23 protein-coding genes and 1 pseudogene are annotated in these 23,743 nt (G+C 65.3%); 17 read left to right on the top strand and 7 right to left on the bottom strand.

The genetic code is table 11. The features are described 5' to 3' along the window. Nucleotides 1-31: 31 nt before the first annotated feature. On the top strand, nucleotides 32-1,225 hold the full coding sequence (locus tag N8I87_RS17265; RefSeq protein ID WP_263209808.1) for a N(5)-(carboxyethyl)ornithine synthase: 1,194 nt from the start codon (nucleotides 32-34) through the stop codon (nucleotides 1,223-1,225). 6 nt (nucleotides 1,226-1,231) lie between these two features. On the opposite strand, the pseudogene N8I87_RS17260 reads toward N8I87_RS17265, so the two are convergent. Next, nucleotides 1,232-1,774, bottom strand: a pseudogene (locus N8I87_RS17260) (PP2C family protein-serine/threonine phosphatase); the annotation flags it as partial. Between the two features lie 177 nt (nucleotides 1,775-1,951). Between N8I87_RS17260 and N8I87_RS17255 the strand changes: the two are divergent. Continuing rightward, nucleotides 1,952-2,872 carry an NADP-dependent oxidoreductase gene (locus tag N8I87_RS17255; protein WP_263216515.1) on the top strand — a complete coding sequence of 307 codons (921 nt, stop codon included), beginning with the start codon at nucleotides 1,952-1,954 and terminating at the stop codon, nucleotides 2,870-2,872. A gap of 506 nt (nucleotides 2,873-3,378) precedes the next feature. Here the strand turns inward: N8I87_RS17255 and N8I87_RS17250 are convergent. Together N8I87_RS17250 and N8I87_RS17245 are read right to left on the bottom strand one after the other, a co-directional pair. Continuing rightward, nucleotides 3,379-4,086, bottom strand: a complete 708-nt coding sequence (locus N8I87_RS17250; RefSeq protein WP_263209806.1) for a GAF and ANTAR domain-containing protein — start codon at nucleotides 4,084-4,086, stop codon at nucleotides 3,379-3,381. 473 nt (nucleotides 4,087-4,559) lie between these two features. Further along, nucleotides 4,560-5,012, bottom strand: a complete 453-nt coding sequence (locus N8I87_RS17245) for an STAS domain-containing protein (protein WP_263216514.1) — start codon at nucleotides 5,010-5,012, stop codon at nucleotides 4,560-4,562. Nucleotides 5,013-5,794: 782 nt separating this feature from the next. On the opposite strand from N8I87_RS17245, the gene N8I87_RS17240 reads away from it, so the two are divergent. Next, on the top strand, nucleotides 5,795-6,139 hold the full coding sequence (locus N8I87_RS17240; protein WP_263209804.1) for a GreA/GreB family elongation factor: 345 nt from the start codon (nucleotides 5,795-5,797) through the stop codon (nucleotides 6,137-6,139). Between the two features lie 722 nt (nucleotides 6,140-6,861). On the opposite strand, the gene N8I87_RS17235 is transcribed toward N8I87_RS17240, so the two are convergent. The 3 genes from N8I87_RS17235 to N8I87_RS17225 all read right to left on the bottom strand — a co-directional run bounded on the left by N8I87_RS17235 (nucleotide 6,862) and on the right by N8I87_RS17225 (nucleotide 10,720). Beyond that, nucleotides 6,862-8,601 carry a SpoIIE family protein phosphatase gene (locus tag N8I87_RS17235; protein WP_263209802.1) on the bottom strand — a complete coding sequence of 580 codons (1,740 nt, stop codon included), beginning with the start codon at nucleotides 8,599-8,601 and terminating at the stop codon, nucleotides 6,862-6,864. A gap of 1,142 nt (nucleotides 8,602-9,743) precedes the next feature. Next, nucleotides 9,744-9,944 (bottom strand): dehydrogenase, encoded by a 201-nt coding sequence (locus N8I87_RS17230; RefSeq protein WP_263209800.1) that lies wholly within the window; start codon nucleotides 9,942-9,944, stop codon nucleotides 9,744-9,746. Nucleotides 9,945-9,964: 20 nt separating this feature from the next. After that, nucleotides 9,965-10,720, bottom strand: a complete 756-nt coding sequence (locus tag N8I87_RS17225) for a GntR family transcriptional regulator (RefSeq protein ID WP_263209798.1) — start codon at nucleotides 10,718-10,720, stop codon at nucleotides 9,965-9,967. 77 nt (nucleotides 10,721-10,797) lie between these two features. Between N8I87_RS17225 and N8I87_RS17220 the strand changes: the two genes are divergently transcribed. The 9 genes from N8I87_RS17220 (at nucleotide 10,798) to N8I87_RS17180 (ending at nucleotide 19,308) form a co-directional block, all read left to right on the top strand. Continuing rightward, on the top strand, nucleotides 10,798-11,076 hold the full coding sequence (locus N8I87_RS17220; protein WP_263209797.1) for a hypothetical protein: 279 nt from the start codon (nucleotides 10,798-10,800) through the stop codon (nucleotides 11,074-11,076). Between the two features lie 323 nt (nucleotides 11,077-11,399). Then, a complete protein-coding gene (locus N8I87_RS17215; protein ID WP_263209795.1) occupies nucleotides 11,400-11,603 on the top strand; it encodes a hypothetical protein in 204 nt (67 codons plus the stop codon). Next, the gene (locus tag N8I87_RS17210; protein ID WP_263209793.1) at nucleotides 11,600-11,824 is read left to right on the top strand and encodes a hypothetical protein; all 225 of its coding nucleotides are present in this window, start codon (nucleotides 11,600-11,602) and stop codon (nucleotides 11,822-11,824) included. The genes N8I87_RS17215 and N8I87_RS17210 overlap by 4 nt, the downstream gene beginning before the upstream one ends. Then, nucleotides 11,821-12,564 (top strand): GntR family transcriptional regulator, encoded by a 744-nt coding sequence (locus tag N8I87_RS17205; protein ID WP_263209791.1) that lies wholly within the window; start codon nucleotides 11,821-11,823, stop codon nucleotides 12,562-12,564. The genes N8I87_RS17210 and N8I87_RS17205 overlap by 4 nt, the downstream gene beginning before the upstream one ends. Then, on the top strand, nucleotides 12,561-12,851 hold the full coding sequence (locus N8I87_RS17200; protein WP_263209790.1) for a hypothetical protein: 291 nt from the start codon (nucleotides 12,561-12,563) through the stop codon (nucleotides 12,849-12,851). The genes N8I87_RS17205 and N8I87_RS17200 overlap by 4 nt, the downstream gene beginning before the upstream one ends. Nucleotides 12,852-13,969: 1,118 nt before the next feature. Beyond that, the gene (locus N8I87_RS17195) at nucleotides 13,970-15,274 is read left to right on the top strand and encodes an HsdM family class I SAM-dependent methyltransferase (RefSeq protein ID WP_263209788.1); all 1,305 of its coding nucleotides are present in this window, start codon (nucleotides 13,970-13,972) and stop codon (nucleotides 15,272-15,274) included. Beyond that, nucleotides 15,271-16,893, top strand: a complete 1,623-nt coding sequence (locus N8I87_RS17190) for a restriction endonuclease subunit S (protein ID WP_263209786.1) — start codon at nucleotides 15,271-15,273, stop codon at nucleotides 16,891-16,893. Before N8I87_RS17195 ends, N8I87_RS17190 begins: the two co-directional genes overlap by 4 nt. Before the next feature lie 50 nt (nucleotides 16,894-16,943). Next, entirely contained in the window at nucleotides 16,944-18,452 is a 1,509-nt protein-coding gene (locus N8I87_RS17185; protein ID WP_263209785.1) for an AAA family ATPase, read from the top strand. Nucleotide 18,453: 1 nt separating this feature from the next. After that, nucleotides 18,454-19,308 carry an HNH endonuclease family protein gene (locus N8I87_RS17180; protein WP_263209783.1) on the top strand — a complete coding sequence of 285 codons (855 nt, stop codon included), beginning with the start codon at nucleotides 18,454-18,456 and terminating at the stop codon, nucleotides 19,306-19,308. A gap of 367 nt (nucleotides 19,309-19,675) precedes the next feature. On the opposite strand, the gene N8I87_RS17175 is transcribed toward N8I87_RS17180, so the two are convergent. Continuing rightward, a complete protein-coding gene (locus N8I87_RS17175; RefSeq protein WP_263209781.1) occupies nucleotides 19,676-20,140 on the bottom strand; it encodes an NUDIX hydrolase in 465 nt (154 codons plus the stop codon). An 18-nt stretch (nucleotides 20,141-20,158) separates the two neighbouring features. Here N8I87_RS17175 and N8I87_RS17170 point away from each other — a divergent pair, with 18 nt between their 5' ends. The 5 genes from N8I87_RS17170 (at nucleotide 20,159) to N8I87_RS17150 (ending at nucleotide 23,737) form a co-directional block, all read left to right on the top strand. Continuing rightward, nucleotides 20,159-20,938 (top strand): GntR family transcriptional regulator, encoded by a 780-nt coding sequence (locus tag N8I87_RS17170; RefSeq protein ID WP_263209779.1) that lies wholly within the window; start codon nucleotides 20,159-20,161, stop codon nucleotides 20,936-20,938. Nucleotides 20,939-21,076: 138 nt separating this feature from the next. Continuing rightward, nucleotides 21,077-21,433 carry an SCO3933 family regulatory protein gene (locus tag N8I87_RS17165; protein WP_263209777.1) on the top strand — a complete coding sequence of 119 codons (357 nt, stop codon included), beginning with the start codon at nucleotides 21,077-21,079 and terminating at the stop codon, nucleotides 21,431-21,433. 2 nt (nucleotides 21,434-21,435) lie between these two features. Then, a complete protein-coding gene (locus N8I87_RS17160) occupies nucleotides 21,436-22,791 on the top strand; it encodes an FtsK/SpoIIIE domain-containing protein (RefSeq protein ID WP_263209775.1) in 1,356 nt (451 codons plus the stop codon). 83 nt (nucleotides 22,792-22,874) lie between these two features. Then, on the top strand, nucleotides 22,875-23,078 hold the full coding sequence (locus N8I87_RS17155) for a hypothetical protein (RefSeq protein ID WP_263209774.1): 204 nt from the start codon (nucleotides 22,875-22,877) through the stop codon (nucleotides 23,076-23,078). Beyond that, nucleotides 23,078-23,737 carry a DUF2637 domain-containing protein gene (locus N8I87_RS17150; protein WP_263209772.1) on the top strand — a complete coding sequence of 220 codons (660 nt, stop codon included), beginning with the start codon at nucleotides 23,078-23,080 and terminating at the stop codon, nucleotides 23,735-23,737. The genes N8I87_RS17155 and N8I87_RS17150 overlap by 1 nt, the downstream gene beginning before the upstream one ends. Nucleotides 23,738-23,743: the final 6 nt, after the last annotated feature.

The following is a 23,743-nucleotide window of genomic DNA, read 5'->3' as shown; positions in this document are numbered from 1 at the left end:
GCGCGAAGCGAACGAAATGATGAGGAAGCGTATGAGCCTGATGAGTCTCGGAGTACTCGCCTCCTCCCGCAAGGAGAACGAGTTCCGCCTGCCGTTGCACCCTGCTCACCTCGACCGGATCGCGGCGGACGTACGCGGGAGGATCTTCCTGGAACAGGGCTACGGCGAACGGTTCGGCGTCGCTGACGACACGCTCGGACCGCTCGTGGCGGGCTTGCGCTCCCGCGAGCAACTCCTCGCCGAGTGCGACGTGTTGCTGCTGCCCAAACCGATGCACGACGACATCACCGCGCTGTGTGAGGGCCAGGTGCTGTGGGGATGGCCGCACTGTGTGCAGGACGAGGAGCTGACCCAGCTCGCCATCGACCGACGGCTGACCCTCATCGCCTGGGAGGCCATGAACCACTGGACGTCCACGGGCGCCTTCAGTGTCCATGTGTTCCACAAGAACAACGAGCTCGCGGGCTACTGCTCGGTGCTGCACGCCCTGCAGCTCGGCGGGCTGACCGGCAGCTACGGGCGACGTCTGCGCGCTGTGGTCATCAGCTTCGGCGCCACGGCGCGCGGCGCGGTCACCGGCCTGGGCTCCATGGGGGTCTCCGACGTCACGGTGCTCACCCAGCGCGCCGCGGCAGCGGTGGCCTCGCCCATGCCCTCGGTCGTGATGGGCCACTTCGCGCAGCAGGAGAGCGATTCGTCGCGCCTGCATGCATTCACCGCGGCCGGTTCCGTGCCGCTGGCGGAGTACCTGGCCGGGTTCGACATCATCGTCAACTGCGTCTTGCAGGACACCGACGCGCCGCTCATGTTCGTCACCGAAGAGGAACTCGCCCTGTTCCGACCGGGGGCCTTCTTCATCGACGTCGCCTGCGACGAGGGCATGGGCTTCGCGTGGGCCCGTCCGACCACCTTCGGCGAGCCGATGCTCACGGTGGGGGCGGGCTGCCACTACTACGCAGTGGATCACAGCCCGTCCCACCTGTGGAACTCGGCCACGTGGGAAATCAGCGAGGCACTCCTGCCCTACCTGCGCAAGGTCATGAGCGGCCCCGCGGCCTGGGAGGCCGACCCCACGGTCAGAAAGGCCATCGAGATCCGCGACGGCGTCGTCCTGAACCCAAAGATTCTCTCCTTCCAGCACCGGACAACCGCTTACCCCCACACCCCCCGAGACCCGGCCCCGGCAGTCACCCCGGTGCTGCACTCCGCCGCGCAGCCGGCTTGACACACCCCGAACCGAGCGTGGAGCCCTGTGCTCTCTGATCCGGGGTACCTCCCCGCCGAAGCCGACGGGCAGTGTCGTCGCGCTCTCCAGTTGCTGCACCACCCGGCCGTCGCGGATCAGCAGTGGCGCGGGGTGGCCCGCGTTGACCAGCTCCATCTCACCGGTGGCGATGTTCCTCTGCATCAGCTGCGCCGTGACGAAGTGGTCGGCGCCGAACTGCCGGGAGATGGCATCGTCCATGAACGCGTACTTCTCGGCCAGGTCGATGAACACGCGCCGAGCATGCCGGTAGGCGCCGATGGCCACGGTCGCCATCGTGGCGGCGTCCAGGCCGTGGCCCATCGCGTCGATCAGGGCGGCGTGCAGGATGTCGTCTTCGAGGGCGTAGTCGAAGCTGTCGCCTGCGACGCGGTAGGCGGGCTCCAGCATGCCCGTCACCTCGACCTGCGGCACGGACATCGGCAGCGGCGGCAGCAGGCTCCACTGGATCTCCGCGGCCACGCTCATCGGCTCCCGGCGCCGGGTCCGGAAGAACTGGTCGTCGGTCGAGATCATGACCACACCAGCGTCCATCGTTTGCCCCGGATACACCGTCTGAAGTGGCTTCGCGGTGGACCAGGCGCTGAGATGGGTCATGGCCCGTCATGGCTCCTCCGCCTGACCACGCCACGCGCAGGCGGGCCGCACGTCTCGGATTCCGGAAACTGCACCGAACAAGGAGTTGCCATGCGAGCCGTCACTGTCCGAGACCCTGACGCCGGCGTCGGTGGCCTCTCCCTGACGGACATGCCCTATCCCCAGGCCGCTGAGAACGACGTCATCGTGCAGGTGCACGCCGCCGGTTTCACCCCCGGAGAGCTCGACTGGCCGGCAACCTGGACGGACCGCGCCGGCCGCGAGCGGACCCCGAGCGTGCCCGGGCACGAAGTGTCGGGTGTCGTCGCCAAGCTGGGGTATGGAACCACCGGCCTCACCGTCGGCCAGCGGGTATTCGGACTGACCGACTGGGCCCGTAACGGGGCACTGGCCGAGTACGTCGCGGTGGAGGCCCGCAACCTCGCTCCGCTTCCGGCGGACGTCGACCACACCGTGGCCGCCGCGCTGCCCATCTCCGGGCTGACCTCATGGCAGGGTCTGTTTGACCATGCGGGCCTCCTGACCGGCCAGACCGTCCTGATCCATGGTGTTGCGGGCGGCGTCGGGTCGATCGCGGTGCAGCTTGCGCGCGAGGCGGGAGCCCGGGTGATCGGTACCGGCCGGGCGGCGGACAGGGAGACGGCTCTCGGTCTGGGCGTGAATGCCTTCCTGGACCTGCAGGCCGATCAACTGGAGGGTGCCGGCGAAGTCGACGTGGTGTTCGACGTGATCGGCGGCGAGATCCTCGACCGCTCGGCCGCGCTGGTGCGCGCCGGCGGCACGCTCGTCACCATCGCTGCGCCCCCCAAGGTCCATCCCAAGGACGGACGGGCCCTCTTCTTCGTCGTCGAACCCGATCGTGCCCAGCTCACGGACCTCGTCCAGCGGCTCCGGGACGGACGGCTCAAACCCGTCGTCGGAGCGGTGCGGCCGCTCTCGGAGGCGCCCGCCGCGTTCGCCCCCGACCGGCGCACCCCTGGCAAGACGATCATCAGGGTCGTGGAGGGCTGAATGGGAGAGCAATCATGATCACAATGCGGCTGTCGCCTTGGCGGCTGTCTTGTGGACCTGGCTGGTCATCGCTGCTCAGAGCCCGCTCCTCTCGCCCGCCCACTACCTGGGTTCACTGCGGAGTAGTGCGCTCCGAGCCCTCCGGGCCGGGGCGAACGTCCACACGCGCGGCCGAATTCAGCAGGCGGGACAGCCTTCAGGATGCCCACGCGGTCGGCGGAGCGGTTTTGGCCGGGAGTTTCAATGCTCCAGTCAAGCGCCGCCGCGCTCGGATCCTGGAGCACTGGTTTGGAAGATCGCGTATGTGGATGCAGTCTGAGCTGGCAAGGCGCTGACCGGGCCATTCTCCGCGCCCTCTCCGTAGTTCCCTGCTCTTCCCCGGTGGTCGCCGTTCGTTCGGGCACGCAGGGGCACGTGTTGTCTTGCTCCCGTTTTACGCCGCTGTGTGGCCTCTTCGAGGCGCACCGCCCATCATCTTTACCCACCGTCCTCCCCAACTCCCTTGGTCAGGGGAGCCGGAAGTCTGGGTCCAGCGTATCGTCGATGACCTGCTGGGCGAGTTCAGTCAGGCGCAGGTGGCGTGGGCGGGCGTAGGCACGCATCGAATCGAAGGTGTCGTCGAGGCTGAGGCTGTGCCGTTCGGAGAGGATGCCCTTGGCTTGCTCGATGGCGACTCGGCTGGTCAGGGCGGTCTGGAGCTGCACTTTCTCGACGTGGCTTTGCTGCAGCGCGCGCTGCTGGAGGATAGCGATGGTGGCCATGTTGGAGAGCCCTTGGCCGGCCTGGGCATCGGACTCGATGAGGGGACCGGGCCGTGAGCAGAAGAGGTTCAGCGAACCGACGACCTGGTGGCGCAGTTTCATCGGCAGTGTGTGGACGGTGACGAAATCACTGCCCTGGGCACGAGTTGCGAACGGGCCGGAGTCCTGTGCGATCGACGTCGAGGTCAGCTCAATGTTCAACTGGGCCTGACCGGTCAGGTAGCAGCGACTGGAGGGTCCGCGGGCGTCCTGGAGGGCAGCGAGCTCCAGAAGCCGGGTGTCTTCGTCGGAGGACGCGACGAGCTGGAGTTCGCCGTGCTGGGTGATGAGCACCACGGCGGCACCTTCGACGGGAAGGAGCTCCACGCAACGGATGGACAGACGGTGCAGGTAACCGGGGAGGTCAAATTCGTCCGTGAGTGTATCCACTGCCTCAACCAGGATCTCCAGCATGCGTTGCTGACTTGCTAGGGCCATCGGGTCCTCCCGGACGCCTTGTCGTCCCGCCTCGATTACTCCGGAAATGCAGCCGCGGCCGCCACCTCCTCGGCCTTGGCGAAGACTGCCTGGTCGCGCTCGCCTCCGTCGTGACACTCACTGTCGAGGGTCGGCGCTCCCGGTTCGGGCCCAGGAGCGCCGACCGCCGAGCGCGGGGACATCGCCCAGCCCCCAACCTGGGGCGGCGTTCTCACGCTGTTCGTCCTCACTCGGCGCCCCGGGAGCGGGGGAGGCCGCCCTGGCGCATGCAAAGGAGGACGCCGACTGGAGCCGCTTTCCGTCGGTGATACGGCTCCGGCCGCTCTTGGTCGGTCACGACACGACCCGGGGGCAAGGGGCCACAGACAGTGGCGTAGCCAGATTTCCGAAAGCCCGACGCAACTGCTGCTTCCAGGTTAGGGCACCTGGCTCCGGCTTGAACCGTGATTTCAGGCCTTGACGCAGTCCGCAATCCGGCCCCAAGCTCGCGCGCCCAGACCGTCCGTGCCGGACACCGGCCGCAGGAAAGAGCTGCCACCCAGCGACGACGACCCTGCGGGAGTGATGCGTCCCAGGCGGGCGTCGAGGGTGGTGGCATATCGGGGAAACTGCTCAGTCAGCCCCATCGCCCACAGCAGGAAGTGGATGCCCCGCTGGTGATACACCAGACGGGTCCAGCCACCGCGGTCCTTGTACCTGGTCTGTGCCGAGCGCAGTCCGTGCACCCCGCTGGAGTCCATGAACGACACTGGGCGCAGGTCCACCACTAGCGACAACGTCTTTGGTACGAGGTCGGGGCCGTGCAGCAGTGCGGCGAATGCCACCATGGTGGATAGGTCGAGCTCTCCGTCTGCCCGGACGACGCGGCATTGCCGCAGCGACACGGGATCGCAGATATCCATGGGCACCAGCTTTCCTACGACACAAGCGCGAACTGCACTGTGCGAAGAAGCCGAGGTCCGGGGCGCATCGCGGAGACCACCGTAGTGGCCTACCCGCCCACCCACCTAAAAGTCCCTTTGAGTACAACAAAAGTGCGTCACTGAGTACGAAAACGACAGGGCATTGACCGTTCGAGCCCCTTTCAGCCCTGAAATGTGTCAGATCACTGTTCGTCGGCAGTCGGACTCTGACCCTTCAACCCCCACTCTGCCCAGCTCCCTTCCCGTACGCCGCTACGGACCCGCAGGCGGGAACGGCGCCCCCGACCGTCTGCGCGAAGGAGTGCTGCGGGGGGACTGGGCTGGGAGCTGCACCGGATCTGGGGCACCGACTGGTACCGCGACCGGTCCGGAGCCGAAACCCGACTCCGTACCGCCGTCGGACGCGCGGTGGCTCTTGTCAGGACGGGCCCCAACCCCGCGTGTGATCGCGGGCGGCACGGCGGGACCTGAAGCACCGTCACTGAAGGCGCCGTCGCCGCGAGCCGAACCGCAGAGAGGGCCCGCGCGGCGGCCTTCTGCGGCTCGGGGTACCGAAACCCGGACCGTCGCCGCTTCCGCTCGCTCCGCGTGGCAGAGCGGAACCGTGCCGACTCCACGACGCGAGGAAGCCGACTCTGCCACCCGATACCCGGTGACAGCATTGGCCGAGACATCTCGCCGCCGTGTCGAGAACGAACTGTCCCAGATCCGCGAGTACCTGCGGCAGCCGGAGCCCTCTGGACACCGCCACCGATTACCGGGTGCGCGCCGACAACCGGCGCCATCGGGAGAAGCGGTGTGCACAGCTCAAGGAGCGCGCCACCTTCCTGGAGAACTTCCTCAGGGCAGTGCCCTCCACTCCTCGCGCGACTGGCGGACGGATGGTCACCCCTGGTCGCCTGGTCGGCCTGACTTTCGGCGAGTCCACAGACATTGAGGAGTACGAGATCACTTCTCAGGGCCCGACGACGGAGGAGGGCCAGGCGCTCAGCCCGTCCTCGCCTCTCGCCGCTGCTCTGCTGTGGTGCATGGTCGGCTCCCCGGTCGAGTACGAAGACGGCTCGGGGAAGCGGCGGACCGCCCACATCCGACACGTTCGCGACTGAAGGGAACGCCGGGCGTACTCGGGGTCGGTGAGCGTGACGAACCCAGTCGATGTCATGACCCGTCACCGCTACCCGGACGTGTTCGGGCTGCTGCCCTTGACCGGCGGCCAGGAGAAAGGGCGACCTCGCGGTCCCAGACGACCACGCCGCCTTCATGGACCGCGATCTCTCGGAGGTCGACTTGGTCTACGTGTGGGCCGACGGCATCCACCTTCCAGCCGATCAGCGAGGACGGATCGGTCGGCTACCTCACCGTTCCGTGGTCCATCGGCGGCATCGGGCGCCTGATCACGATCGACGGCCAGCACCGCGTTGGCGGTTGTCGCCGGGCAGCCTTGCGGCGACAACCGACCGGGCTGAGCGGGTCGCACCGGCCTCGTGCGGCTTGCGGCTCATTGCCGAACCGTTGACCCCTGCGGGACGCAGTTCGCGCGTTCGGCCCGCTCACTAGGCCGGGTGCCACATCCTCGGCCTTCCAACCCGCAAACAGCGCGTGACCTGCCGTCGTACTGGAGAACTTCACCGCCCGAGGGCAGGCTCGTCGGCCTGCGTCCCAGGTCGGCGTGGCCGGGCGTGCGTCGGCAGTTCGTCCCTCCCAGGACCGTGCAGCGGAAGAGCAGCCGGAGACGACCCTTACGGCCACCCTGCCCCGCCCGTTCCGCGTTTTGGTACTGGCTCCGGGAACGTGAGCACCTCCGGCGTCGATCACGCCTCCGCCCGGTTCAGGGCATGGGCAGGCGCAGGGCGAGGAGGGCGATGTCGTCGGTGCTGCCGGGGGGCACCCGGGCGGACAACCGGTCGCAGAGGGCGTCCAGCGGTTCGTGCGCGAGGGCGAGGGCATGGCGGCGCAGTCGGCCGAGCCCGGTGTCCAGGTCGCTGCCGGGAACCTCGATCAGGCCGTCGGTGTAGAGCAGGAGCGTGGACCCCGGCGGCAAGGCGTGGGCGGCGCTCGGCCGATGGATGCCGCCCAGGTGGGTTCCGAGGATCAGTCCCTGCCCGGCTTCGAGGTACTGCGCGTTCCCGTCGGGGGTCAGCAGCAGGGGCGGCGGGTGCCCGGCACTGGTCCAGTGCAGTGTGTAGGGGCCGGTGTCCGGGCCGTCCACCCGGGCGAGGACGAGGGTGGCCATCGACACGGCCGTGATGGCGTGCATGGCATCGTCGAGTCGGTCCACGACAGGACCGGTCGGCCCGGTGTGGTCCCAGGCGAGGGAGCGCAGGATGCCGTGCAACTGCGCCATGCCGGCCGCGGCGGTCAGATCGTGGCCCACGACGTCGCCGATGACCAGGGCGAGCGTGCCGTCCCTCAGCGTGAATGCGTCGTACCAGTCGCCACCGACCTGCGAGCCGGCCGGCGCGGGCTGGTACCGGGCGGCCAGCTGGATGCGGCCGTGCACGGGCAGCGGGGGCAGGAGGTTGCGTTGCATGGCCTCGGCGACCTCGCGCTGTCGGCCGAACCGGCGGGCGTTGTCGATGACCGGGCCGACCCGGCGGCCGATGTCGCTCGCCACGTCCAGGTCGCCGGTGTCGAAGGGCCGTGCCGGGTCGCTGCGCACCAGTGTCAGGGCGCCGGTGACCCGCTGGCCGGCGCTGAGCGGCACCGTGATGACCGATGTCGCGCCGGTCGCTTCGAGGAAGGCGTGGTGGACGGCGGCCAACGGGGAGTCGGGCGGTGCCTCCATGCCGGAACGGTCCCGCAGGACGGGACCGCCTCCGTTCAGCACCTGTACCAGGGCCGAGTGGGCCGCTTCCCCGGCCGGCGGCGGAAGGTGTCCGCGCCAGTCCTCCTGCCCGGCGTCGCGGCCCTCCGGTCCGGTCACCGCCACCCGGTGCACCTGACGGGAGCCGACCCGCAGGTCCACCGCCGCGAAGTCGGCGAAACGGGGGACCAGGAGCCGGCTCAACCGGGCGAGGGCCTCGTCCACCTCCAGGGTCTGACCGAGCACCTCGGTGATCTCCGCGCCGAGCGTCAACCGCTCGGCGCGGCTCTCCAGAGCGGTCGTGCGAGCGGCTCGTTCCGCCCGCTCGGCACGTTCCGCGCGCTCTCGGTGGGCGCGGTGGTCCGCCGCGGTCTCGATGGTGAGCACGACCATGCCCAGGGAGACACCGCCCTGCGTCAGAGGAGTGGCCGACCAGGAGATCGGGATCAGCCGTCCGTCACCCCGCAGGCACCTGTCGTCGTCCCCGCGCGCCGGACGCCCCTCGGCCAGTGCCTGCAGCAGTGGGCAGTGCTCGCGTGGGATCCGGGCGCCTCCCGGATCCCGATGGCACAGGTCGTGCAGGTCTTGCCCGTCCGTCACCGCAGCCGCGCGCCCCAGCAGCCGTTCGGCGGCCGGGTTGACCGCGACGATCCGCCCCGCTGGGTCGATCACGGTCACCGCCGTGCCCAGCTGCTCGACGACCCGCTGCCACAGTCCCGGTTCCGCCGCCGACAGCCGCCACTCGTGCTTTTCGCCGGGCTTCACGTCCTCCACGATGCCGCCATCCCCTTCACGGCGCACTCCACTGGTGCCTCGGCCTTCGAGGTCGCGTAAGACGCCGGTGCCCCTCGGGACCGTGCGAGAACGAGAATCCGGCCGCACGGCCGACGCAACGGCGCCTCCGCGACACCGCTGTACGGCTGCTCTGGTCATGTCCGTCACCGCCGGTAGGGAACGTGTCGGCCTTCGTGGCCCTCGTCGTGTGGGGTTGCCGAAACCGGCTCGGAACTGGGACACGGCAGGAGCGAGCATGTACCGGAGCAAGGCGGCGAGGTCGGCGGGGATGGTGAAGACGCCGATGATGCCGCAGGCGTCGCGGGGCCGGTGCCGTAGAGGTTCTTCAGCTGCGCCCGCAGCGGGACGCCGGCGGTGCGCGTCGGCAGCTGCCGGGCGGCAACGGCGGCGAACGAGTGGCCGACGGCCACGGACCAGAAGCTGTCGAGCGGCTCGGCTACGGGGTCAAAGCTCGTCGTTCGGCGGTCAACCCGGCTGTCGGCGTGCCCCTGCCGAAGTCTGCGCCGGCTGACCACGTGTATCTCGACGACATGCAGGTCGACGCAGCGTTGCCCGCTCAGTGAACTCCCGCGCCTGGTCCCGTTGTTGGCCGTCGGCGGCCTCGCCGACCACCGGCGCTCCCGGGCTGCCTGACGCACGGCGAGCACCAACGCCGCCAGAGTCGCTAAGTCGTCGTCGGCTCGGGTCGTCCGTTGCGGGCGGTGGCCCGCGTGACGTCGGCAGGCGGTCGGAGAGGACGTTTCAGAGGACGACCGCGGGGTCCTGGTCGTGCTCGAGGGCGCCGATGTGGACGGGGTCTACTGACGGCTGTGCGTGAAAGGGGATGAAGGAGGGCAATCGCCCAGGATTCCCGCGCGGGAGGTTGCCCGACGGCCCGTTCCCATTCGTTCCCATGCAACGCCGAAAAGCCCCTCGGAGATCACTTCCGAGGGGCTTCTCTGATGCATCGTGCCTGGTCAGGCATGGTGCCCCCGGCAGGATTCGAACCTGCGACACCCGCTTTAGGAGTTCGATCTACCCCCGCCTCTGGGGCCGTCGACGGCTGGTCCGACGGCCGCTCGGGGGTGCTGCTGTATGCCGCCGTCCGGCCTCGTTGATGTCAGCGTTGGATGTCACGGATACAGCCCCGGAACTGGGCAGACCTCCAACGGGTCGTCCGGCCGGTCCGCCCACTGCCACCACGCGTGCCGGTCCGCGCACCGCCACAACGCCCGGCAGGCCCGTCGGCCGTCGTCGTCCCGCCCGGCGAGCACCAGGCCGCCCGACCTCAGGGGCTGGTTGCACTCGGGACAGCGCGGAGCATCGTCGGTCATATGGAGAACCCTAGACAGGGCTACCGGTTGATCGGGATCTCATAGACGATCTCGCAGTGAGCCGCGGGCACCACGATGTCCGCCGTCTCTACGGGCCGCCCGTCGTCGCTGTAGTACGTCCGCCGGATGTGCGTGACGAGTGCGGCCTTCTGGATCCCGAGCAACGACGCTTCCTCTGCCGTCGCCTGCCTTGGCTCCGGCTGCTCCACGGCATGGCTGACGGTGACCCCGATCTCGGCCATGCGGTTCACGACCCCGGCGCCCGCGTGGGGCCCGCCTTCGGGCAGTACGACGAGAGTGCCGGCCGTGAGGTCGTACGGCTCCCAACTCGTCGACAGCTGCACCGGTCTGCCGTCCGCCAGGAACTCGTATGTCGTCCGGACGCACAACTCGCCCTCGGCAATGCCGAGTCGCGCCGCGATCTCCGTCGGCGCCGGCACCTTGGCGTCCGTCCGGCTCTCCCAATCCCCTTGCCTGCCCACGGCCTTCATGTCGGCCCGGAACGGCGATCCGCTGGGCTGCTCGCGGGCGGTTGACCGGACGACCCGGACCCGCTGCCGGGGCTCGGCGACGTAAGTGCCCGATCCGGCGCGGCCTTCCAGCACACCTTGGGAGATCAGCAACTCCTGCGCCCGGCGGACCACGTTCTCACCTACGCCGCACTCCTGGCCGATCTGGGCGCGGGACGGCAGACGGTCCCCCGGCTCCCATACGTGCTCCGCGATGCGCTGCCGAAGCTCGTCGGCGATGCGGAGATAGGGCGGCTGCTCAGGCATATGGAAAATCTAGTCCACTAGCTCTAATCTAGTTAACTAGCTTCACTCAAAGTGATCGCTGGTGACGGAGGCTGCCTGTGCCCGCTTCGGGAGTTAGCGCGGCGGCCATCGCCGCCCGGCTGTCCGGTCTCGGGCTCCTCGCACGAGTGGAGGAATACCCCCGCCACACCTCGGTGGAAGCGGAGGTACCGGAATCGGTCTCCGCCGAGACATGGCGGGAGGTCCTGGACGTGGTGGCGGAGGCCGATCGGTTCGGGCTCCTCGCCACCAGCTTGAACGGCCGCACCCTTTGGGCGGTCGTACGCAAAACGGTCCCCACGACGGGCGATGTCGGGGGACCGGGCCATCAGCGATAGGAGCTGAACAGCGTGCTCAACCGTATCCGCCGCGCCGTCTCACTCACCAGAGCGCGGCGCTCCCCAAAGGGCAGGCACCGCCGCCCCTTAACGCCCGCGCGGCCGCCGGCCACTTCCGTCTCTGCTGCGTCGGCTGACGCGTCGACCGTCGTCCTGGGTCGGGCTTCCGCGGGCCCGGACCATCGACACCCGCTCAGGGGTGAGGACACCGCGCTCGTCCGCCCTTACGTGCTGGCCTGGGAGGCGCGCGTACGGGCGCGCTCGGTAGTGGTCGCTCCCCATGTGCCGACCGATGCCTGCTCGGCCCTCGTGGGGGTCCACTGATGCCTCCCCGTCAACAGCTTCGTATCGCGGACACCCCCGCCGCCCTCTACCGATCGACCGCCTGCCGCATCGGCACCCATCCCGCCTGCGCGGAGTCCTCCCCGGCCTCGGCGTCGGTCGACCTGCCGCTGATCTACGAAGCGTGCAACTGCCCGTGCCACATGGCGCGTGACCAGTCCGCGCCTGCGGAGGTGGCGCGGTGAGCGAACGGCTCCCCGGTGGCGCTCTGATCTCCAACATCGAGGTCACCTCGACCACTGTGCAGTGCGGCGACATCATCCAACTCGGCGGCTGTGCCTACCGGGTGAGAGACCTCTTCCAACTCCCTCACGGCGCCAAACAACTCGTCTTCGAGTCAGGCGAGTCGCTGACCATACACAGGCGCACCCGGCTAGTCGCCGCGCGAACGCTGAGAAGGCGGTGACCGGAGTCGTGCCCTCTCGCCACCACGACATCGCCGAGGATCTCCGGCGCCAGATCACGACCGGTCGGATCCAGCCTGGCGAGCGTCTTCCTTCCGAAGCCGGCCTGGCCGTCCGGTACAAGGTCAGCACGGTGACTCTGCGGAACGCCCTCGCGGTGCTCCAAAGGGAAGGCCTCGTCGAGAAGATCCACGGCAAGGGCAACTTCGTCCGCCGCCCAGTGCGCAAGATCATGTACGTCGGCGGTTGGGGCACGCTGGACCCCTGGACCGCCGCCGATGCGCCCCTACGCGTCACCGTTCGCAGCGCGACGGTGCAGGCTCACGGGCATCTGACGACCTTGCTGAAGGTGCCCACGGGTAGTCCCCTTGCCGAGTTCACCTGCGTCAGCCTCGAAGGAGACGCACCGCACGGGCTGGCCCGCATCTACATCCCGCATGACCTCGTACCGGCCGGGGTCCTCGACGACGAGTCCACATGTCGGGAGACGGTCACGAGATTCGGCGTACTGGGCCCGTCGCCGACCGCCGTGAGGGAGACGGTGTGCGCCCGTCAGCCAACGCCGGACGAAGTCTCGGCCCTCCGCATCGGTTCTGCTCCACCCATCCTCGCGATCACACGCGTCGCGACCGACCCCACCGGTCGAGTCGTGGAAGCCGCACTACTGGCATTCCCAGGGGAATGCGTCGACGCAGTCTTCACAACCCACCACATGACCGACGAGAGGCAGACGCAAGGATGACGGCACTGAACGAACTGCGGCTCCTCCCGTGGTCGGGGCCGGAGGGCAAGCCCTGCTACCTGAGCACCGACGACCCGGACGGCTCCATGTCCCGCCTGGCGGACAACATCGAGGCAGTCCAACTCGGGACGGCGGGGGAGTTGCTGGAACGAGCCTGCGAAGCCCTCGACGACCAGGACACGGACCCGGAGGTCGTGCGGGGCCTGGCGAAAGAACTGACTGGCGCTCTGCGAGCTGTCCTCCGCGTCGCGACCAGCCGCGGTCACCTCCTGGCGATGAGCGAGTGACAGGGCGAGTGACAGGTAGCGAGCGGAAGGGCGCTTGACGATAACGGCCATTCCTGGCGGGGAGGGAAGCCTGAGCATCAACTCGGGCTCCCCTCCCCGTCGCGTCATGCCGACCTCAGGCGATATGCAGCGCATCGATTCGAGGAGGAATCTCTCTGTGACTGTCTGAGCCTCAGCCGACGACAGTCAGCCACGACGGCGGCTGTGCCGACCGATCACGCGCGCGTATGCCTCGCGGCACCCCCGCCGGTCTTAGCTTCGTTGCCGGCGTCGTCGACCAGAGAAGTTGCGACGGCCGGTCCGACTGCACCGCCTGAGCCATCTGCTTGGGAAGCTAGGGCATTTTAGGAGCATTTGGGGCGCTGACGTGGCCGAATCCTTGTTCCGTCACTGCGTTGGGCTGAGCGCCTTTCCCTGTGATTGCCTGCTGTTCCCACTTGATCTCGGGCAGCCGTGGATTGCGGTTGCTTTATCAACCAGCGCCCTTACCTGTTGGACAGCTGTTGGCGGCTGTCGACGTCGGTCAGCATTGAGGGCCCTCCACAGCTCAGGACGGCGGTCCGGTAGGGCGCTCGCGTGTTCGGATGAGGCCGTGCCGACGCGAACGTCAACGAAGCCGACATTCGTCTCCTCATCCGATCGGGACGGCGCCAGCTGCTTGATGGGGTGAACTGGAGCCACGATGATCAACGCACCAAGCGGTACTGACAACACCGCCTGAATATCGGGATCTCGGCTGCTGAACCGCTGTATACGGCACCAGGCAGACCCTCGCTCGCTACGATGCGCAGGCCAGACACATCTAGGCGGCAGGGACAGGGCGAGGGAGATCACAAGGATCCGAAGCAGCCAGTAGCAGCCGAAGTAGCAGCGGACATCCAGCGGGCCCGAGCACGGGGGACCCAGGTGTGGAGGCCGAGCCGCGAACTGAGAGCCCTGGGCCTCAACTCGACTCACCGTGGGATCATGACCTGCCTACCCTGTGCCGATGCTTTCGCACGACCCGAAGGAACCAGATGAGGGATACGTCAGACGTTACACGGCGGCTTTGGTCGCTCTGTGCGGTTCTTCGTGATGAGGGAGTCACCTATCACGAGTACCTCAATGAGCTTACGTACTTGCTTTTCTTGAAGTTGGCCGCAGAGCTCGGCATGGAGGAACGGCTTCCAGTGAACTGCCGTTGGGCAGTGCTACGAGAAGCAAGATCGGATGAAGTTGCTGGCATTTATAGCGACATATTGGAACGTCTTGGATCATCGCAGGATGAGACGGTAGCAACGATTTACGGCGAGGCGGAGACTCGTCTGACTTCAGGTGATGCGCTGAGGCAGTTGATCAATGGCATCGATGAAATTGACTGGTATCGCGCTCGTCAAAATGGGCTTGGTGATGTCTATGAGGGCCTCATTGAAAAAAATGCCCAGGAGTCGAGGTATGGAACTGGTCAGTACTTCACTCCCCGGGCGGTTGTCGACGCCTTGGTACAAGCGATTAATCCAACGGATAGCGACACCGTTTATGATCCCGCAGCAGGCACCGGAGGTTTTCTGGTAGCGGCTGGCCTACACACGCAAAATCAAGGCGAAGAACAGCCTCGACTACATGGTGTTGAGCTAGTGCATGATGTCCAACGCATGGGACTTATGAACCTGCTACTGCATGACCTGCAGGGAGAAATCGAACTTGGCGATTCCCTTAGTCGAGATCCCAAGGCGCTGCAGGTGTCTGTATGCCTGACGAATCCTCCATTTGGAGTGAAAGGCAACTTGTCGGCGACTCAAAGTCAGTACATGGATTACCGGACATCGAACAAGCAGCTAGGATTTTTCCAACATATTTACAAGAGCCTCAGTGCGGGAGGTAGAGCGGCCGTCGTAGTCCCCGACAACGTCCTTTTTGAGTCGGGGGTCGCATCGTCGATTAGGACCCATCTACTCGACAACTATCGACTGCACACGATCCTCAGGCTGCCGACTGGCATCTTTTATGCAACTGGAATCAGGACGTCAGTTCTCTTCTTCTGTGCAGACGGCCCTACTCATTCGACCTGGATCTATGACCTCAGGTCTTCCTCCAGCTCATTCACTAAGCGTAAGCCGCTAGGTATTTCTGACCTAGGAGACTTCCTTCAGTGCTACGGAAGTGATCCTCTCGGCCGCGCCGAGCGAGAGGAGACCGATCGATTCAGGTGTGTAACCCGCGAGGACTTGAGGTCGGTAGATGACAGGTTGGACCTAGCTGGCACTTCAGGGACACAGAGTGCTGCTGAAAGCGTCCACCGGACACCTCATGATGTCGCAGTAGCCCTTCTCGACTGCATCACGGCTGCTCAGCAGGCTATTGGGGAGGTAGAAGAAATGTTGCGAGACAGCTCGTTGGTAGCCGCCGCACGACGGGAATCGATCGAAGTTGGTGACGAGTGATAAGGAAAGAATTTCCTGACGGCTGGGCAGTTTGCAAGGTGGCCGAAGCCGGGGACGCGATCTCTGGGCAACAGAAGACGCCGGCAGCGTCCTTGGCGCCGGAGCAGTATCCGTACCTCCGAGTGGCGAATGTTTTTGACGACGAGATCGATCTCAGCGATCTAGCCACCATGAACTTTTCCAGTGAAGCGCGGGAGAAGTACCGCCTCAAGGATGGCGACGTGCTTCTGTGCGAAGGGCAGAGCCGAGAGCTAGTAGGGCGAGCCGCCGTGTACCGCGGTGAACTCGAAGAACTATTTTTTCAGAACAGTATCATTAGGTTTCGCCCACATAAGGAGATCCTTCCCGAGTACGCACTACTAGTCTTTCGAGCCTACCAAAAGGAGGGCGTGTTCTCGCAGATCGCGAAAGCAACAACAAATATCGCCCACCTAGGGCTTAATAGATTTAAATCTTTGCCTTTTCCGATTCCACCTCGGGCCATTCAAGAGCTTCTAGCGGACACGGCGCGCGTATTTCAAGAGCGAGTAGACACTGCTCGCCATGTCCTAGCAGAGTCCGTTCCAGACCTGGACTTCTTGGTGCGGAACTTCCGGGATCAAGTGATCATCGGTGATCGTGACCCAGAGGAGGAGTCCTTTCCGAGCGAAGCAGACCCATCATGGGTAACTGCTGCTGAGGCAGTTGCCCCCGATGCTCCGATCGTTTACGGGATCCTGCAACCTGGACCGGATGTGGAGGATGGAACTGGAGTTCCATATGTGCAACAGCAAGACCTGCAGAATGGCGAGGTTACCGAGGGCCAGTTGCGGAACACGTCGGTGGCAGTTCATGAGAAGTTCTCTCGATCAGCTATCGCCTCTGGTGATGTGTTGCTGGGAATTATCCGTAATACACGTGTTGCAGTGGTTCCCCCCGAACTGGATGGCGGGAACATCAACAGGGGAATTGCTCGCCTCCGGCCACGCGAAGACTTGGAAAGCGAGTATCTAGCACATTGGCTCTCAAGCCATTGGGTGCAAGGTTGGCTGTCTGACCGCATGCGAGGAATCGACATGCCGGGCCTAAATCTGCGTGACGTGCGCCAACTACCGGTTCCCATCCCAAAAGTCACCGAACAACGCCGGCAAGTGAACTTGATTAATCAAGTCGTTGATAAGGCCAACGAGGCTAGGGCCGCCCTGGTCGAAAGCCAGCAACATCTGCTAAAGACAGAAGTGCTTACGATTGCGGGACTGGCCTATGGTGATCTGGCGCGCACTATTTCGCAGAGCTTGAGTAACTCCATGACAGGAGTCGAAACGCAAAACCTCGTCAACCGAATGCTTGAGCGACAGTCTTCGGTAAAGGCTCCTGCTAAGAAGAAAACCTCCCAGGTAAGGAAAACGGGCGAAATGAGTGCAGAGGGCGGCGTGGCGAACGCTGATAATTTGCTTCAGATTCTTAAGTCGTCAGGTGGTCGAATTAGCCCCGCAGAGCTATATCGTAGTATGCGTTTGGAAGACGATGCTGTAGACGACTTCTATGCCCTGCTTCGTGATCTATCGAAAGATGGACGCATCGACATTGATCGCCCAGACGATGAACTGGTCTTTGTCACGATCGGCGCCCCTTCATGAGAATACTTGAAGTTGGTGTACGCAGATTCAAAAATCTGAATGATTTCCATGTGTCATTCGACAATACTGCGCCAGTATCAGTTCTTGTCGGGCGTAACGGCGCTGGCAAATCAAACCTGCTGGAAGCACTCACGGTGATCTTCCGGGATCTCGACTTGGGGCTTACTCCGAGATTCGAGTATGACCTAAAGTATGAGATCAGCGGCGACTTGATTCACGTATCAGCGGCGGAGAACGCTGGCTCGATTCATCTCACCTGTTCAGTGAACGGGGATGTTATTCCGAATGGCAAGTTTGTGGGTAATGTAGGGGCGAGTTATCGGCCTCGGCATGTATTCGGTTACTACTCCGGCCCGAGCAATCGGCTGGAGGAGCACTTCAGTGCCCACCAGGAGCGCTTTTATAGGGATCTTCTTCGAGGTGAAGAGAAGCCCTTGCGTCCTCTCTTTTACGCGAGGAATGTTTACTCCAGCTTCGTCCTGCTTGCGTTTTTCTTGGATGACGACCCCACCGTTCAAAGACTCCTCAAGGGGTTACTCGGTATACATGACCTTGAGTCAGTCATGTTTGTCATGCAGAAGCCATCATGGCATAGCCGGTCCGGAGATAAGCGCTTCTGGAATGCAAGAGGCACAGTCAGGAGTTTCCTGGATCGCTTGTATGCGATCGCGCTCGCGCCAATGAGACTCGATAGAAGAGTTCCCGTGGGGCTGGCTAGGTTTAGCCGCTCAGAGCATCTCTTTCTATATCTATCCGGGCTTGCTGAGACTCGGGCACTAGCGAGCGCCTACCCAAGCAATCAGGAGTTCTTCAAGGCGCTCGAAAGTACCTACATGTCGGAATTGATTCACGATGTTCGGATCCGAGTTTCGACGGAACGAGGTTCTTCTTCCCTTACTTTCAGACAACTCAGTGAGGGCGAGCAGCAGCTGCTTTTGGTACTAGGTCTTATGAGATTCACGAGGGAAGAAGAATCGCTCTTCTTGTTGGATGAACCAGACACGCACCTTAATCCGGCCTGGAGTGTTCGATACAGGCAATTCCTGCATGATTTCGGTGCGCTGGACGAGACGTCGCACGTTTTGATGGCCACGCACGATCCTCTAGTAGTGGCCGGCCTCCTGAAGTCGGAAGTCCGCATCCTGGAACGCCATGACGATGGGACGATCTCGGCGTCTGCACCAATCGAGGATCCCCGCGGTATGGGCGTCGGTAATTTGCTGACGAGTGACGTCTATGGATTGAGGTCGCAACTCGACCTCGAAACACTTGAGCTTCTCGATCGGAAAAGAGATCTAGCCTCGCGGGACTACCTATCCTCTGTTGAGGCGGAGGAGTTGCGCGGGCTGAGTGAAAAGCTTCAAGCGCTAGGTCTCCTTATGGAAGATAGGGATCCAGAGTTTCAAGAGTACTTGCGGGCGAAGCTCAGCGAGGAGGGGGGCATCGATGCGCCTCTAGTATTTTCGCGTGAAGAGATCGAGGAAAACCGCGAAGCCGCTCAAGACCTCCTGAGGGAAGTCCTTAGCGAAGGCGATTTCACAGCGCCCGGGGGAGAGTAACGTGATTCTTATTGATCTCTTGGAAGTTGCTTCTCTGCTGCCCGCAGAGTGGAAGAAGGAGTGCGCTTCTGTTACGCGTGAGCTTGAGCAAGCAAGTTCCGATGACGAGAGAGATAAAATCCTCAAGGACCATTCTGACCTTTGGCGTGAAGTCAAAGAGAAATTGTCAGAAGCCTCGCATGGGAAGTGTTGGTACTGCGAGTCAAAGAATACGCGATCGGATAATGCTGTAGACCACTATCGCCCTAAGGGGAAAGTGGCCGAGGATGCGAACCATCCGGGTTACTGGTGGCTGGCCTTCGACTACAAGAATTATCGATACGCGTGCACTTACTGCAACAGTAGGCGAAAGCACGCAGAGTCGGGTAGCGCCGGTGGCAAACAGGACCATTTCCCGCTGGCGGTCGGTTCATACCGAGCTTACGGGCCGAATGACTCCATTGATTGTGAAGAGCCCCTACTCTTGGATCCCTGCTCGGTCCTCGATGTATCAACCGTTTGGTACGACGAGGAAGGAAAGCTGGGACTTAACACCTCGATGGTGCTGACAGACCCTTTGGCGATGAGTCGCATTGATTCTTCGCGCGTGATTTTGCACTTAGATCATCCGTATACCGTCAGAGAGAGGAAGAGGATACATTTGAAGATGATATCGCTCTGCGGGAGGGCTGATCGAATTTATAAATTGATTCTTACGGGTAATTCCGACATGCGGGTTGAATACAAGGAGAGGTTGGCGGAGCTGGCGCAATTTATGACTCGCTCGGCCGAGTACTCGGCCGTGGCGCGATGTGCTATTCGCGGGCATAGGGAAGCCAGTCTTACTGCGAAGATCCTTTGTGAGGCTCCCCTCTGATTGAATACCCGCAGTGCGCCTTTTATCTGAGGTCGGTGTAGCGGCTTTGGGGTGGCGCTGCTTTGGCGCGAGTGATCATGGCCCCGTAAGCTTCCGGCGCGTCGGGCAGTCTGTGGACCTGCCCGGTAAAGCACGACGTTGGGGCCATGATCTTCGAGGCTCGCGCCAAAGTGGCTCCGTAAAGCCGCGGAGCCGACCGCCCCAGCCACGACGTACCCCTTCTCTGGCGTCAGGCGGCTGATTGCTCTGTGCGCGGCACGGGCGCCGGCCGGGCTGGAGCGGGGCGGAGACAGGAGCGCAGGCCCGGCCGGGGGCCGGGCCGCGCGCGGGGAGCGGAGCGAGCCGCCTTGATGATGGAGAGAAGATTTTATCCCGCTGGGATGAGGCGCTTGCCGTCGTGGCTGCGGACGTGGGGGCCGTTGCCGTCCAGGGCGTCCAGGAGTCTGACCGCGTAGACCTCGGACATGCGGTCGCTGACCTCGTCGGGGGTGAGCCAGGAGACGGCCGTGGATTCGCTGGAGGTGCGTTCGGTGCCGCCGGAGGGCTTGCAGCGGAAGACCAGGGCGACGATGCCTCGGGTGGTGTTCTTGTAGACCCCGGTGAGTTCGTCGATCTCGACGTGGATGCCGGTCTCCTCGAGGACCTCGCGGGCGACGCCGGCTTCGGGGGTCTCGTTGAGTTCGAGGATGCCGCCAGGGAGTTCCCAGGTGCCGTTGTCGGCTCGGCGGATCGCCAGGAGGCGGCCGTCCTCGCGCACCACTGCTCCGGCTACGGACACGGAGTGCAGGGGGGAGGGTGTCGCTTCCTGTGGTTGACTCATGTAGAGGAGCATAGGAGGCAGAGAAGGACTATGGGAACTGCGGCGGGAGGGGTCGGTTCCGGGCCTCGGTACGTACAGATCGCGGACGAGATCGTGCAGCAGATTCGGGCGGGGGTTCTGAAGCCTGGTGACATGGTGCCGAGTGAGTCTGAGCTGGTGGATCGCTATGGCGTGTCCGGCGGGACGATTCGTAAGGCCATGGTCGAGGTGCGGGCTAGCGGGCTGGTCGAGACCCGGCACGGCAAGGGCTCGATCGTGAAGAACCGGCCTCCGGTGCGGCACCGCTCCTCCGATCGCTTCCGGCGCTCGCTTCGGCAGGGGGGGCAGGCGGCCTACCTCGCGGAGTCCGCGCAGTCCGGGGCCACGGCCAAGGTGAGCGTCCTCTACATCGGGCCCATGGAGGCGCCCGAGGATGCCGCCGAGCGGCTGGGCGTCCCCGCCGGTACGCAGGTGCTGGCCCGCCGACGCCTGTACTTCCGTAACGGCACGCCGGTCGAGACCGCCACGTCCTACCTGCCCTGGGACGTCGTGAAGGACATCCCCGAGCTGTTCGCCGAGAACCCCGGCGGCGGTGGCATCTACGCCCGACTGGAAGACCACGGGCATCAGTTCGCGGAGTTCGTCGAGACGCTGCAAGCGCGGCCGGCCTCGAAGGCGGAGGCCACGGAGCTGGCGCTGAGCCCGGGTGCTCCGGTGATTCATCTGATCCGGGAGGCGCGTACGGTCGCGGGTCTCGTGGTCGAGGTGTGCGACACGCTCATGGCCGCTGACCAGTTCGTTTTCGAGTACCGGATCCCTGCGGACGACTGACGGCCGCTCAACTTCTCACAGCCCGTCGCGAGTTCTTCTTCGCGGCGGGTTGACTCATGTACAGGAGTGATGCACTCTTCTTCATGCCACTCATGTACATGAGTGGCGGAGTTCAACATCTATAGAGGAGTGATCCCTGTGCGTCAGATTCCCGTCGACACCTCCGGCGCGGTCGTGATGGTCGCCAAGTCCCCGCAGGTCAAGGTGCGCGACCGCCGTACCGGCGAGATCGCCACCGACACCGAGACCGGGGCGAAGCTGATGACGGTGGACGTGATGTTCGCGGCGAACGAGGAGGTGGAGATCCTGTCCATCACCGTTCCGGAGCCGGGTATCTCCGGTGAGCTGGCCATGGGTACGCCGGTCGCGCTCACGGGGCTCATCGCCCGGCCGTGGGAGAACGACTTCAACGGCCAGAAGCGGCACGGCATTGCGTTCCGCGCGGTCGCGGTCACCTCGCTCGCCGGCGCCGCCGCAGGGCCCAAGGCAGCCTGATCATGACCGGGTTCACGGTCGCTCTGGTGCTGGTCGTCGCCGCCGTGGGTCTCCTGCGGTGGCGGCGCCCCGCCTGGTACTGGTTGACCTTCGGGGTCACGCTGGCCGTGGTGCGGGTCCTGGTCCGGTACGGCTCGGTCATGGACGCGTGCGGACTGACCGTCCCGCCCGCCCGGTGGCGACTCGCTCTGGCCCGTGCCACCAACCGGCCGATCCCCGAGCCGCGTCCGCCGCGCATCCTGCGGCTGCGGCCGACCCGTACCGGCCTCGTCCTGCGGCTCAAGCTCCGCCCCGGACAGGACGCCTTCGATATCGCCGCCGCCTCGGACCGGCTCCGGCACTCGTTCTCCATGTACGGCGTCACCTCGCGGGAACTGCGTTCCGGCGTCGTAGAGGTGCGGATGACCGGCTACGACGTGCTCAAGCGGGTGCAGATGCCGGCCGAGACCGACCCGCGGCCGATGCGGGTGCCGGTCGCCCTGCGGCAGGACGGCTCGGTGCACTACCGCGACTACCGGGCGATACCCCACGCCCTCACCCTCGGCGCCACGGAGTCCGGCAAGTCCGTCTACCAACGCAACCTGGTCGCTGGGCTGGCCCCGATGGACGTCGCCCTCGTCGGCATCGACTGCAAACAGGGGGTGGAACTGTTCCCACTGGCCCGGCGGTTCTCCGCGCTGGCCGACGATCCCGACACCGCCGCCGAAGTGCTCGATGCGCTGGTGGCGCGGATGGAGCGTGTCTATCAGGTCATCCGGTCACAGCAGCGGATCACCTCCGACGTGCCGGATGCGGAGATCGCCGCCGACATCTGGGACCTGCCCGACGATCTGCGCCCGGTTCCGGTCGTGGTTCTGGTTGATGAGGTCGCCGAACTCGCCCTGTATGCAAGCAAGAAGGAGGAGAAGCGCCGGGATCGCATCGTCACCGCTTTGGTTCGCCTTGCCCAGCTCGGCCGCGCGGCCGGCATCTACCTCGAAATCTGCGGGCAGCGTTTCGGCTCCGAACTCGGCAAGGGCATCACCATGCTCCGCGCCCAGCTCACGGGCCGTACCGCCCACCGCGTCAACGACGAATCGTCCGCCAACATGGCCTTCGGCGACATCTCCCCGGACGCCGTCCTCGCCGCCATCCAGATCCCGGCCGAGATGCGGGGGCTGGCCATCGCGGGCGACTCGTCGGGCGGATGGCACCGCATCCGCGCCCCGCACACCTCGCTCCGGCAGGCCGTGAACATCTGCAACCGGCACGCCGACCGGACCCCGGACCTGCCCGAGCTGGCACCGTTCCGGCCTGTTCTCCCCGGCTCCGACGTCGAGTCCGTGCCGCTGGTCAAGGCGTCCTCGGCTACCGCCTGATCTCTCACCGCTCCTCACGGTCGGCGTGACCGCCTTCGCGCCGCGTCCCTACCCCGCCAGGCCCAAATGAAGGGAGACCCGCCATGTGCCCGGACTGCGAGGACTTCGCCCGGACCGTGCTCCTGCTCGGCCAACTCGCCCTCTACGCCGACATGGCCGGCGCCGACCTCGACTTCGTGGACGCTGTCAGCCCGTCCCTCGCCGTCTCGCTGCCCGAGCCGCCGTCCGGCACGTTCACGGACGACTACGACCCCGACGGCGGCCCCGCCTCCCCGGGCGATGTCTGATGGGTGCCCGTCACGGTCTCCGGTTCGACGCGGTCCTGATTCAGGCCGTCATCGCCGGTGCCCTGTCCTTCGCCCACCTGCACGACCTGGCCGCCGCTGCCGGACAGAACGGCTGGAAGGCCTGGGCCTACCCGGTCAGCGTCGACCTGCTCCTGGTCGCCGCCTGGCGGCGGCTACGCAGCGAGGGGCCGTCCCGGCTGGCCTGGTGCTGGTTCGTCGTCGCGCTGTTCGCCTCCCTCGGCGCCAACGTCGCCACCGCCGGATTCCTCGACCTGACCGACCCGCCCGCCCTGCTCCGCCTCGGCATCGCCGGATGGCCCGCGCTCGCCTTCCTCGGCGGCACGCTCCTCGCTCACTCGTCGCCCGCCGACCCGCAGGCGGAGCCGGAGCCGATTCCGCCGGCCCCCGTCCCGGACACGCCGGACGCCGAGCAGTCCGCACCGCAAGCCGTGCCCGCGCCTGACGCGGCCCCCGCGCCAGAAGTCACGGCCGCTTCGGCACCGGTGCCCCAGGTCCCCGCCGCCCTCGTCGACCACGCCCGCAAGGTCGCCGACGAGTACCGCGCCCGCACCGGATCCCCGATCGACTCCGACACCCTCCGCTCCCGCCTCGGCGTCCCGCCCCACCTCGCCGACGCCATCGCCGCCCACCTCACCTGACCCGCG

This window comes from Streptomyces sp. HUAS 15-9 (assembly GCF_025642155.1).
Taxonomy (GTDB): domain Bacteria; phylum Actinomycetota; class Actinomycetes; order Streptomycetales; family Streptomycetaceae; genus Streptomyces.
The sequence above is the reverse complement of the archived record's forward strand: the minus strand, read 5'-3'. Positions and strand labels throughout refer to the sequence as shown.